The sequence below is a fragment of the Providencia rettgeri genome, from assembly GCF_001874625.1.
Lineage (GTDB): Bacteria > Pseudomonadota > Gammaproteobacteria > Enterobacterales > Enterobacteriaceae > Providencia > Providencia huashanensis.
In genome coordinates this window covers 697,782-710,452 of the sequence record NZ_CP017671.1, presented here as the reverse complement: position 1 = coordinate 710,452, position 12,671 = coordinate 697,782, and the positions used below count along the sequence as shown (strand labels likewise).

At 41.5% G+C, this 12,671-nt stretch carries 13 protein-coding genes; 2 read left to right on the top strand and 11 right to left on the bottom strand.

All coding sequences use genetic code 11. The features are described from left to right. Positions 1-58: 58 nt before the first annotated feature. Positions 59-511 carry a ribosomal protein S18-alanine N-acetyltransferase gene (gene rimI / locus RB151_RS03040; protein WP_042849070.1) on the bottom strand — a complete coding sequence of 151 codons (453 nt, stop codon included), beginning with the start codon at positions 509-511 and terminating at the stop codon, positions 59-61. After that, complete coding sequence (locus tag RB151_RS03035) at positions 480-890, bottom strand: DNA polymerase III subunit psi (protein ID WP_042849071.1); 411 nt, start codon at positions 888-890, stop codon at positions 480-482. The genes rimI and RB151_RS03035 overlap by 32 nt, the downstream gene beginning before the upstream one ends. 132 nt (positions 891-1,022) lie before the next feature. On the opposite strand from RB151_RS03035, the gene rsmC reads away from it, so the two are divergent. After that, positions 1,023-2,036 (top strand): 16S rRNA (guanine(1207)-N(2))-methyltransferase RsmC, encoded by a 1,014-nt coding sequence (gene rsmC / locus RB151_RS03030; protein ID WP_071547689.1) that lies wholly within the window; start codon positions 1,023-1,025, stop codon positions 2,034-2,036. Between the two features lie 337 nt (positions 2,037-2,373). Here rsmC and RB151_RS03025 read toward each other — a convergent pair whose 3' ends face one another. From RB151_RS03025 to RB151_RS03000, 6 genes are all read right to left on the bottom strand, one after another. Further along, a complete protein-coding gene (locus RB151_RS03025) occupies positions 2,374-2,628 on the bottom strand; it encodes a DUF1435 family protein (RefSeq protein WP_042849073.1) in 255 nt (84 codons plus the stop codon). A gap of 127 nt (positions 2,629-2,755) precedes the next feature. After that, complete coding sequence (locus tag RB151_RS03020; RefSeq protein WP_042849074.1) at positions 2,756-3,286, bottom strand: GNAT family N-acetyltransferase; 531 nt, start codon at positions 3,284-3,286, stop codon at positions 2,756-2,758. 206 nt (positions 3,287-3,492) lie between these two features. Then, positions 3,493-4,932 carry an alkaline phosphatase gene (gene phoA, locus RB151_RS03015; RefSeq protein ID WP_042849075.1) on the bottom strand — a complete coding sequence of 480 codons (1,440 nt, stop codon included), beginning with the start codon at positions 4,930-4,932 and terminating at the stop codon, positions 3,493-3,495. A gap of 179 nt (positions 4,933-5,111) precedes the next feature. Then, complete coding sequence (locus tag RB151_RS03010; protein WP_042849076.1) at positions 5,112-6,680, bottom strand: alpha/beta hydrolase-fold protein; 1,569 nt, start codon at positions 6,678-6,680, stop codon at positions 5,112-5,114. 61 nt (positions 6,681-6,741) lie between these two features. Then, positions 6,742-7,359, bottom strand: a complete 618-nt coding sequence (locus tag RB151_RS03005) for a DUF3156 family protein (protein WP_042849077.1) — start codon at positions 7,357-7,359, stop codon at positions 6,742-6,744. After that, the gene (locus RB151_RS03000; protein WP_042849078.1) at positions 7,334-8,824 is read right to left on the bottom strand and encodes an APC family permease; all 1,491 of its coding nucleotides are present in this window, start codon (positions 8,822-8,824) and stop codon (positions 7,334-7,336) included. Before RB151_RS03000 ends, RB151_RS03005 begins: the two co-directional genes overlap by 26 nt. A gap of 398 nt (positions 8,825-9,222) precedes the next feature. On the opposite strand from RB151_RS03000, the gene RB151_RS02995 reads away from it, so the two are divergent. Continuing rightward, a complete protein-coding gene (locus RB151_RS02995; RefSeq protein WP_094301196.1) occupies positions 9,223-9,891 on the top strand; it encodes a helix-turn-helix transcriptional regulator in 669 nt (222 codons plus the stop codon). Positions 9,892-9,893: 2 nt separating this feature from the next. On the opposite strand, the gene RB151_RS02990 is transcribed toward RB151_RS02995, so the two are convergent. The 3 genes from RB151_RS02990 to RB151_RS02980 all read right to left on the bottom strand — a co-directional run bounded on the left by RB151_RS02990 (position 9,894) and on the right by RB151_RS02980 (position 12,654). After that, the gene (locus RB151_RS02990; RefSeq protein WP_042849080.1) at positions 9,894-10,637 is read right to left on the bottom strand and encodes an SDR family oxidoreductase; all 744 of its coding nucleotides are present in this window, start codon (positions 10,635-10,637) and stop codon (positions 9,894-9,896) included. Positions 10,638-10,763: 126 nt separating this feature from the next. Further along, a complete protein-coding gene (locus tag RB151_RS02985; protein WP_048608604.1) occupies positions 10,764-12,257 on the bottom strand; it encodes an aldehyde dehydrogenase family protein in 1,494 nt (497 codons plus the stop codon). A gap of 28 nt (positions 12,258-12,285) precedes the next feature. Beyond that, on the bottom strand, positions 12,286-12,654 hold the full coding sequence (locus RB151_RS02980) for a cupin domain-containing protein (protein WP_042849082.1): 369 nt from the start codon (positions 12,652-12,654) through the stop codon (positions 12,286-12,288). Positions 12,655-12,671 lie beyond the last annotated feature (17 nt).

Sequence of the window (12,671 nt, the reverse complement as noted above, 5' to 3'; positions counted from 1 at the left end):
CCCCAGCACGAGTCTCGTGCTGGGGTTTTTAATTCCACATTTAAAATGATAACCGTATTTATTCGTCATTCAATAATGTTAGAGCGAGGACAAGTGCATCCTCTCGGCCTTTTTTCGCCGGGTAATAATCTTTCCGTACTGTTACTTGATGAAAGCCAAGCTTATCATACAGATGTAATGCTGATGCATTCGATTCCCTAACCTCTAGCCACAAGGTTAAGATACCTTTTTTAACTAAATCACTGATCAGTTGCTCGAGTAATAAACGACCATACCCCTGCCCTTGATAGTCAGGATGGACAGCAATATTGAATAAAGTGGCTTCATCCAACACACACTGAGTTATTGCATACCCAACAACTTGATTATTAATAGAAATCTTAATGTTATGATACTTTTCCCCTTGATTCCCATAAAAAACACGCTCAGTCCATGGGAAGTCATGACTTAACTTCTCAATTAAGAAAGCAGTTGCGAGATCAGATTGCTTTAGTGTTGATATTTTCATCATATTGATAAATTTGTTTCCATAGTGCCTGTTTAGCGCTGTGACTTGACATCAGCTCAGACAAAACAGGTGAAATAAACGTGATTTTTGAACCTTCGGGGTGGGTTTCGCCACCTAATACCCAACAAGGCGTTATTATTGGTGTTGGGAGTAAACCTAACTGCTCTGAATTAACACAAACAACATCATCAGAGACAATATTCATTGATAGAAAAATATCTTTTAGCAGTTGGCTATTTAAATCGAGGTTCTCATCAGTAATAATAATAAGCTTAGTCGACGCTGGGATCCTTACACCACGTTCACCACGTAACACAGCTGGATTTCTCACCATCCATTGAGTGATCCCCATTTGTTCTAAAAGCCTGTCACGTCGTGTCATTTATTTTTCCAGTCGCAATTGTACAACCACATCTTATCAAAGGGGATTAATAGCGCCAACAGAGCAATGCTATTTCTCCCATTTCTGGTAATGTGTTATCGGTTATCTATTATTTTAGGAGATTGACAGAATATGTCATTACTGACACCTGCCAGCGAAGTTATACAGCGCCATCTCGAACACTTTACAGATCGTCATGTCATTTTGGCCGGTGACATTCAGGATGAACTTGCAGCAACCATAGAAGCAGCAAGCGTTCGTGTCATTACGAACCAGTATCACCACTGGCAACGTTTACAACCGTTAATGGGGGAAATGGCGTTATACTCTGCGACAACCCCAGCTGAATTTATTCAGCCCTGTAATACACTCATCTATTTTTGGCAAAAAAACAAGCAAGAAGCTTGTTTTCAGCTTGATGATCTTTGTACCCACCTCGCTACTGGTAGCCAAATATTTATCGTAGGGGAGAACCGTAGCGGGGTAAAAAGTGCCGAGTCTATAATGGAAGGCATCGCTAGCTTGCAAAAAATTGACTCTGCACGCCGCTGTGGTTTGTATTATGGCGAACTAGAGCAACCGACCCAGTTTGATATTTCTCGCTGGTGGCGTCATTATCAAATTGATAATGTTAGAATTAATGCATTACCAGGCGTATTTAGCCATATGGAACTCGATATCGGTAGTGATTTATTATTATCTACACTTACAGAGCCTATGAGCGGTGACCTATTAGACTTAGCTTGCGGTAATGGCGTATTGGCGGCCGTTATTGGTTCCCAAAACCCAGAAATAAAACTTACATTAAGTGATGTCAGTGCCTCTGCATTAGATTCCGCAGCTTCTACACTTGAAGCTAATCAGCTAACAGGCAAAGTGGTTGCAAGTGACGCTTATTCAGATATTCATGATAAGTTTGACTGGATTATTTCTAATCCACCTTTCCATGATGGGCTAAATACTAGCTACCGTGCAGTTGAAAATATGATTTACCAAGCACCTAAATTCCTGAAAAAGGGCGGGCGCTTGCGCATAGTCGCCAATGCTTTTTTACCTTACCCTGATTTACTGGATAAAGCATTCGGTAGCCATGAGGTGCTAGCTAAAACAGGGAAATTTAAAGTTTATCAAGCGATTAAGCGCTAACTGTATCAGTGAAATTAACACGCCGATAAATTCACCCAAACTAGAAGTGGTCAGTCATTATTGACTGGCTATTTTTTACCAAAAAACGGCGACCAAAAGCTACACCGAATTAGTGTAACCAGACAAGCTTAGTGAGTTGCGAGGGTGACGGAATTGCTAGACGCGCTAGCTTCAGGTGTTAGTATTCTATAGACGTATGGGGGGCAAATCCCCCCTTTCACACCACTGATGCAGTCAGTGTTTTTCACTTCAAATTGACTTGAAAGCACTTTCTACCGTGCGCTCACTTTCCCTCTATTATTTTTCCTAATGCATTCACTCATTATTTAACCAAATACTACCTTTGTAATACAAATGCAGCCAGAAAACACACGAGTGAAACAACGGCTGGGATAATCAATAAACGCCGAGAACCACGGTTAAACAACATACCTGCAGTCGCGATCATCATAATGATCATGGTGATTTTGAGGTTATCTAACCCCATATTGCTGAGTACATAGGTAATGCTCAGCAATATCACGGCGAAAACACCCCATAAACCAGCCCCTATGCGCCGTAAGCCAGTTGTTTTTGATATGCTAGTTGGCATAATGACCTCAACAATCTCAAATGATAATGATTATCAATCATATCTGATTTTGTGTGAATTTCAATATTTATTGTTCAATTTGACGACAAAATCAATAGCCAACAAACATATTCATTAACAAAACACTCTAATCAAACCAATATACAAAGTGAATATCTTCCGGCTCTAAAGCAAATAATTCTGGGTCAGGTTTTTCAATCAAAGTACAGCCAAGATATTGGTAGAAATGTACTGTATTTTCTGATGGTGTCGCCGATATATACAGCCCTTTAGCGTTTTTTTGAATGGCTAGGTCAACACACTGCTGAAATAGCAGCCCAGCCAAACCTTCACCACGATGTGGGTGACTAACATGTAAAAAAGACAACTGCAGCAAATTTTTTTGCTCACCACGCCATGTATTGTCTAAACTCGCAGCTGCAATCAGTTTCCCTTGTTCAAACACCCCTATAAAAATGGCCCCTTGGTCATAACTTTCCAACAAATGTGGAGTGTAAGCTTCAGGTTCACCTTCAGGCCAACCTTTCATATCAAAGCGCTGCTTTGATAGCACCAATTTCCCATCTTGATGTAAATATAGGTGCTCAATTAATTCGGTGCGATCAATAGACCAAACCGCTGGAATTTCATCTCGCTGTAGTTTCCGTACTTCTCTCATAAATTGGTTCTCATCATGCTGCGCTTATAAATAAGCTCTCGTTTTGATTATTAAAAAATAATAAATCAAGATAACCAATAAATAAATAAGTTCAAATATTTCATAAAGCTATTAAGGAATGGTTGAATAAAGGGGAGAGGAAAGAAGGCCGTTAAAAAAATTCTCCGCAACATCCTGTCGCGGAGAATTTATATTACAGGGTTGGTTTATTGCTTCAATCCCATTGCATCACGCATGGTAAAGAACAAATCGGTTTGGTCAGTCAGACCCATTACGTTTGCCGCATGTGGGCCATAGGCAGCTACACGTAACTGAGCGCCAGTGTGCTCCTGTGAGTCATCTTCTTCAGAGTTCCCGTAGTTAACCACCATCACAGAGCCATCTTTAGTAATCAACGCTTGAGTTAGCCCTGTTGATTTAGTGCCTTCCGGTATGATTTGGCTCGAATGTGAGTGATCCGCAGTCACGATAACCAAAGTATCACCATGTTGTTTAGCAAAATCTAAACCAACTTGAACGGCTTCATCGAGAGCCACGGTCTCACCAATTTGGCCACACGGATTTGCTTTGTGATCTTGTTTATCGATGGATGCGCTCTCAACTTGCAAGAAGAAACCATTCGGGTTGACTTCTAATAAATCAATCGCTTTTTTAGTCATTTGCGCTAACGTTGGCGCATTTGGATCTAATTTAGAATTAGGTTTGCATTCAAGTGGTGCATTATTGATGTTGCCATAATGAACGGCTTTAGGCCCTTCCCACGCGACTGCCATATTGCCATCATGGAATAAACCTAAAACAGGTTTATCTTGATTCGCAACAGTGACGTTGTTCAACGCATTTGCATCACGCACAATGTTGTAACCACGTTCAATAGCCTGTTGTTCTAACGTTTTACCTTTATAGTCCCCAGCTTTTGCTTCTTGTTTGAAGCTCTTCGCACCACCGCCAAGGGTCACATCTGCGCGAGTGATCAATAACTGCTCTGAAATCGAGCCACGCCCGCCATTTTCTAAGGCATTAGCCGCACATTTTTCTGATGTTTCTTCAGGTCCATAACATTTACGTGCACTGACATGGGCGAACTGCGCGGCTGGAGTTGCATCCTGAATTTCAGAGGTTGTCACGTTGCCCGTAGCTTTTCCATTACGTTTCGCAATTTCAATTAACGTTTCGTGGTCATTACCAAATACATCGATTCCCAATGCACCATTATATGTTTTCACACCCGATGACCATGCAGTTGCGGAAGCCGCCGAGTCAGTCACATAATCAGGTTTCTGCGTTTTTTTATCTAATGCATAGTGAGTATATTGCCCTGTGATAGGTAAGGCATCGATGCCTTTAAAAAAGCCAGCTGCACCTTCTGCATAGTTACGTGCGACGGTAATTTCAGAATCCCCCATACCATCACCGATAAATAAAATCACATTTTTGGCTTGACCATTGTGAAGCGCCGCTTTCATGATGTCAGTTTGTTCAGTCGCTAAACGACGTGCTCCGCCAAATTTAGTGATATCGCCTTGGGCCGCACGGTTTTCTGAAACCGCATCATTTTTATCTGCGGCATAAGCAGGGATTGTACTTCCTAAAATCAATGTACTTACTGTGACAGCTAAAAAAGACTTCATAAAATTACCAGTCATAACAGTTTCCTTGCCGATCAATAATGAAAAATGAATAAGTATGTTTTAAATAATGATAGGCATGCTAAAGGAGCTAGATGACAGTTGAATGACGCTTTTATGGCGAAATGAATACGGTTGTCATAAAAATGAAAAAGCAGCTCATTACAAGCTGCTTTAAGCACTAATCCGGTTATTGCTTACCACTGTGATGAGAGTTTCTTTGTGCCCTCATACAGTGTTTCACACCAAGAAATGTAATCATGGCCGCTGGGTAATTCTATTGCATCAACTTGGTAGCCTTTATGCTTTAATACGTCAAACAAGTGATAATGATTTTGAATAATTCCGCCCCAACTGCCTCTTTGTTCAAATAAACCCGCCTCAAGGAAAAATCGAATGGGTTGCTTCGGCATGGTTTCAATTTCCCGGATCAGCCATTCAGGGTCTTCCCCCTTTGGTGACCACCAATAAGACCCTGACATGCTTAACACATTGCCGAATACCTCCGGATGCTGTAAGGCATTCCAAGTTGCCCCAAGCCCTCCATAACTAGACCCCGCAATAATAGTGTGTTTAGCGTCCGCTTGGATTCCCTTTTTTACCAGTAACGGCATTAACTCATCCGCCAGCAATTGAGGGAAGTCATGATTAGGAGGCAGCTCTTCCCCACGACGTTCCGAACTTATGCTATCGACAAACACGATATCCATAGCTGGCAAATCACCGTTATTCATCCATTTATCAAAAAACTTCACCATTTGATAATTTTGTTGGTAAATCTGACCATCTAACAACACTAACAGCGCAGGGTGTTTCATCGGCATATTTGCGCGATATACCGTAATTTTTCGTTCATTATTCAAAACACGGCTAGAAAGTGTAAAAGTTTCCAAACTTCCTTGAACTTGCGAGTGCTTTATTAATGGGAAATTACATTGGCGTATTTGTGGCGCTAGTGACAATAAGGAGAAGCGGTTGTATTTATCTTCAGCTAAAGATGGAATAACGTTGGGGTTATACGGGTCAGCTTGTGCTGTCACTAATATTGCCTTACGCTGTGCGAAACCACCTTCAGGAACCATTGGGATATCAGGGGCAATTTTATATTGTGACAATGTCTTATCAGGGATAATAAAAGAGCGGTACCAAATATCAGTTCCCGCCAAATGCGCCATTCTTTCATGATTCCCCGATGGCGCTCCTAAAATATACGCATTGGATTTCGCCCCCCGCCATAAAAAAGTTGCTCGCTTTTGCGAACCAGCGAGATCCTCAATCAGTGGAGTTCCTTCTATCGCAACAGCTTGCCAGAAAGCGGCTGAGTCCCCATCGCTATAATACTCATCCAATAGGCTTTGCAACTTAGGGCTTACAGGCTCTCCCTCTTTTTTGATATCTAACGGCTGATAAGGTTTGACATCAAATTGCAGACGCCAAGGCTTCCCCGGCTCACCTTTCAAAGAAAGATAATAAACCCCATTTGTAGGGACTAAATAATCCGCAGAATGAGGCTCTTGCGCCGAACCATATTCTTGTAGAGTACGTATGGGCTGTTGCTTAGCGTCTAGTAATGTGACCTTGGAAACCCCCTCTCCACGTTGCTTGATAAAATTTTGCTGTGATGCTTCAAAAAATAAACAGCTATCCCCCTTACTGTTATGCACCCCTTCGGCAGTAGAAAGCTCCGCTAAACGAATACAGTCTGAAGAGGTTGCGATGGCTGCTGAAGAAAACAAAATACACCCTAAAAGTGGCAAAGATTTCACATCTCATTCCAATGAATCAATTGATAATAATAATTATTACTATCAAAGAACTTATTCAAACTCAACGGATAATCCGTTTTTTTTCCATCAGTTGGCTAATTAACTGTAATGCGCTCAATAAACGATGACGTTGCTTGCTCTCCAGCCTCAGATAACGTCGTGTTGCAGGAATACGACTGACCATCTCTGATGCAGTAAAAGGTTCAATCTCACAACGCCACTGACCATGATTAAGCTCTATTTGGCATCGGTTAAAATCCAACTCTTCTAATGTTTGCCGAATAATGGGATATTCATTCAACCAGCCAATAACCTTAGCCCCATCTATTTGTTTAGATACAAAATGGATATGTTTTTTCCTTACACTTCCTCGCGTTTTTACTTCAATTTTTGCATTAATATCCTGATGACAAATACCAGAAACGGCAAAACGGCTATATACAATAAAAGCAAGAAACAGCTTTCTTGGGCGTTCAGTGACTTCAATCGTTAATTCAGGTTGTAATTGAATAAGGAGCGCTCCCGGTGCCCGCCATTCACACGGATAAGGAAGCATATCTCGCTCAATACGATTAAGTGTTAGCCCAGTTTGATAGCCCACTGGTAAACGTTTTTTGGTTAATCTGCTGCCTAGCCGCTGCCATAGCGAATATTTAGGCGAGGTTGCGTAATGGCTCAAGTTGGCCTCCCTCAATTTCTTCATCTCGGAATGAGTTTGATAGGACTGACTCTACACTTAGCGGTTTGAATGGGTTAACTTTTTGCACAAAAACCGTCCAAATTAAGGCATAACCAGCAGTTAAACCTAACATTATTGCAAAAGGAATATATACATCAGACTTACTCATACCCGGTGGAGTGATATAAACAATGGCTAAAATAATGCCCACACTCGAAATAATCTGTGGCAGAGGGAAGAATGGTGAACGATAAGCGCGGTGTAAATCAGGGCGACGGATACGCAATAGCACCACGGAAATAGTTACCAATAAATAAGCAACTCCCCAAGAGCACACAGCGGCTAATACTAAAGGAATGATGCGGTCAAGATCGCCTTGGATAGCAAAGGCGTGTAAACAAGGGATCATCACAGCAACTAAAATACCAAATACTGGTGTTTTAAAGCGTGGGTGTAAGTAAGCAAAGATGCGAGGTAATGCACCATCAAGTGCCATCCCGTAAAGAATACGCGGTACTGCGGCCATTAAAGTATTGATTGTGGCTCCACCAGCAAGTAAAAGTGCCACACCAATCCAATATTTACCAAACTCACCCATCACTAATTCCGCAAATGCTGGAATAGCCATTGGTGTTTCCAATAAACGGGTTCCCGTTTGTGGGTCAACCACCACATTTTCCACTTGGTTCGCTAATGCGGCTCCAAATAGCACCATACACAGAGCGACACAGAACAACCCTGTTGTCATTGCCCGCGGAATAACTTTGGCTGAGTTTTTAATCTCAGGCGCCATTGGTGTCACTAACTCACACCCTACAAACATGAACATGGCCATTCCAATAAAACTCAGTACTAATGTTGGGTCTGTATTCAATGGCTGACCAAACCAACCATCCGTCTGTACATGAAATGGTAATAACAAGCCGCTTATGCTGAAGATCACTAATGTAGACCACATAGCAAACGTCAGCACAACTTCCACCTTACCAAAAGCTTCGATCCCAAAAGCGTTTAAAATACCAAAAGTAACAACAAGCCCAACACCAACCATCCACGAGGAATTACTGGTTTCTAAAACCGTATTTAAATGCTCAAAATTAACCAACGCCATAATTCCAGAAAGAATTGTTTCGGCCGTTCCAGCAAAGACATGCACTATTAAATAGGCAGAAAGCGCCCCAGTAATTGCCCAGAAGCGCCCCATTCCACAAGAAATATAATCATATACCGAACCTGATGTTGGTAGGATTGCAGCAGCTTCAGAAAATGTTGTTAGCTGAGCTTGCATCATAATAAAACTCAACAACACCGCTAAAGCAAAAGTATCACCGCCAATGCCGAATCCACTAATAACCGTTAAGATAACAGGACTAGCCATAATCAAACCGGCAGAACTTGCCAATGTTGTAGGAAAGCCAACTTTCCCATTCTCTAGATGTGACGACAATTTTGAGGATAAATTCATTTTTCTTCCCTCTCGCTCCATACACAGTCATGAATGTGAATTTTTTGTAAAAAAAATAGTGACTGAATTGCCACTATAAAAATAAGCACGAACGACTCGCTATCGTTCTAAAGGACGATACCCAGAGAGAGGGGGGAACCAAAAAACAGCGCAAAAAGTACCAACAACTGAATCAAAAAATAGATAATTAATTAGATATCAATGCATAACAAAAAAACGCTTTGTTAATATATTAATAATAAGTTCACTAAAGATACCCAAAAGCAATAGAGCATTATTGGATGGGTTTTAACGATTTTTAAATACTGCAAGCAACCTCACGTTATTAACATGTTTACTTTATGTTAATATCAATAAGGCGCATGATAATAATTCGATTGGCTACGGAAGGTAATATGATGAGCTCTTTATTGTTTAGCCCTCACCAACAAACATTGATTGATTGCTGCCTAAATACGATTGCTCATATTATTCCTATATCAGCATCCGTGTATTATCTGGTTAATGACCACTGGCAACCCGATAACTATATACTTTATGGGGTTCCCGCAAAAATGCACCAAGATTATCTTGCCTGTTTTTATCAGCTAGATCCTTTACACCCGAATAACTTTCGTAGCAGTGACTTACGCTTAGTGAGAATGGGGGCGGAGGCACGTCAGCAAAATCAGGCATTCTTCCATGACTTTATGCAACCAAATAATATGACGGATATGGCTGAAATCTTTATTCGGCGGAAAAATAAGATTATTGCTGGAATTTCAATCATGCGAGATAGCCCTTTTAGCCAACAAGAAATCATGCGGTTAAATGCAATTTTACCTGTTGCAGAGCTAATGACATTTGATGTGCTGCCTGATTCCTTAGTTTCTTATACTCCTAAAGAACAAGAAATTATCCACTTAGTACGAGAAGGTGCAAGCAACAAACGTATTGCATTATTATTAGGTGTATCTCTGTCTACGGTAAAAACGCATTTGCGGAATATTTTTACCAAAGCACAAGTCACCAACCGGACAGAACTTGTTTCATCAGGGTTCATTATTCGCCAAGAAAAGCATTTTTAGCCCTAACGGCCACCAGCCGCATCAATTATTGTCCCTGTGACATAGGATGAAGCATCACTCAGTAACCAAGTGATAATCTCCGCAATTTCCCTAGGCTCTCCACCTCTTTTCATCGGTAACTGTGCCGCAATGCGATCCACTCGACCTTCCTCACCACCATCCTTATGCATCTGTGTATAGATATAGCCAGGGCGTACTCCATTCACACGAATACCTAGCTCAGCCAGTTCTAATGACAACCCTTTCGTAATAGAGTCCACAGCACCTTTAGAAGCCGCATAATCAATATACTCCCCCGCAGCCCCTAACCGAGCCGCAGCTGAGGAAACATTAACAATGGCTTTATTTTGAAATTGATTAAAGAAACGGGCATGCTTAATGAATTCTCTGCAACAAATCAGTAGCCCAGTTACGTTAGTCGCCAGCACCTTATTAATACGTTCCGCTGACAACCCCTCAGTAGTCGATTGTTGAAATAAAACACCGGCATTATTGACTAAAAAATGAAGGTCACCGTACTGTTGCCTGATAGTGTCGAATAGCTTAACAACATCACTTTCATCACTAATATCACATTGAAATGCATCAGCCATACCACCCGAGGCTTGGATTTCCCTAACAAGATTTTCTGCGGACTGTTGGTCACTTTTATAATTGACCAACACATGCATGCCTAGGCTTGCTAACTGGATGGCGGTAGCACGGCCAATCCCCCTGCTCCCCCCTGTAATCAACACTTTTTGCATTAGGTTATCTACCAGTAATGATAATTAACCTATCTTAACCATAACTTGCACTCTATGCGCAATAAAAATACAAAAAACCCGGCTTAATCACCGGGAAATATTGATTAATTTCATGTTAGCTAAATACTAATAACGCACCATGACAGATTTTAACTCGGTGTAATACTCGATAAAGGCACTACCAAACTCACGCCCAACCCCTGATGACTTAATTCCACCAAAAGGCACTGCCGGGTCAAGGAAGGTATGCATATTCACCCAAACAGTCCCCGCTTCAATTTGTGAAATCATGCGCATCGCTTTACTTAGGTCATTAGTCCATAAGCTAGCCGCTAAACCAAATGGAGTACTATTCATTAACTCAATAAGTTCATCTTCATTGTCATAACTGAGGAATGTCCCTACAGGGCCAAATGTTTCTTCCTTCATCAACGCATCATCTGGGCTATTTGCACGAATAATGGTTGGTGACACAAAATAACCTGTACCAGCAATAGGCTGGCCGCCATAAATAATTTCATTACCCTCTTGGCGTGCTTTTTCAAATAAAGCGAGAATTTTTTCATAATGCGCTTTATTTGCGAGTGGCCCCATTTCTGTTGTTTCATCTAACGGCGCCCCCACTTTCATCACAGACAAGCGGGCTTTTAACTCAGTTAATACGGGTTCCATTAACTTAGATGGAATATAGAAACGCTCCGCGGCTGCACAAATTTGCCCCTGATTCAGATATCCAGCCTCAATGATGCCATTGACTATTTTTTCAACGGGTAAATCCGCTAAGAATGCAGCGCCATTTTTACCACCTAACTCAAGCGTAACACGGGTTAATTTTCCTTCCATTGCGGTACGCCCTACCGCTAGCCCCGTTGGTACAGAACCCGTAAATGTCACTTTGGAACATAGAGGATGATGGATCAGTGCAGGCCCAACTTCACGACCTCCACCATTAATGATGTTAATAACCCCGTCTGGGATACCTGCTTCTTTTGCTAGCTCAACTACCCTTAACATCGTTAAAGGGGTAAATTCACTCGGCTTTAACACAATGGTACAACCGCAAGTTAATGCAGCGGCTAATTTCCAAATAGAAATCATTATGGAAAAATTCCAAGGAATAATACCTGCTACTACCCCAACAGGCTCCCGCTGTGTAAATGCCGTGTATTTTTCACCATTAAATGAAGGCAATGAAACATTGAGAGTCTCACCACTGATTTTCGTTGCCCAACCAGCAAAATAACGTAAAAATTGTGCGGACGAACCCACTTCAAGAAAACGAGAAAGCTGAATTGTTTTCCCTGAACAAAGGGTTTCTAGCTGAGCCAGTTCTTCAAGATGTTTCTCAAATAAATCAGCAAGGCGGTTTAAGCAATTCCCTCTCTCCATCGGTGTTGTATTTGCCCAAGCCCCTTTGAATGCAGCATGAGCAGCTTCCATTGCTGCATCAACGTCTGCTAATGTGCCTTCTTTCACTTTCGCAATGACTTGCTCAGTGGCTGGATTAACGACATTAAAAAAAGTATCGCCCATGCCAGAAACCGGCAACCCGTTGATAAAATGGCCATGTTGACGTTTCAGAAATTCACTGACCTCTGGTAATAGGGTTAACTCACTCATCGTTATCACTCCACTTAATAGGAATTAATTAGGCATTGACACAAGCTAGGTAATGTTTGACAAAACGCGGGGCATCAATTTCCCACAAAACTTCTGTCCCTTTCGCTGCAAACCATGTATCACCCTTATGATATTCAACCGTTACACCCGTTTTCACATCGGTTAACTTGACTGAACCTTCGTGAACGGTCGCCATTTCATCAAATGGGTATACCATTTTGAACTTACCTTTTGTACAAGCGAAAATTCCACATGTCAGATTATCAGTGGGTTCGCCATGTATCATCGCAACACTCGCTTGAGGATCGCCCTCGACAACTACAGACCCTAAGTTTGTAACACTACCTACATTCAGTAATTCCGGCAGTGGTTTATTCAATAATAATGGACTAATCATGATTTTTACCTTTAATC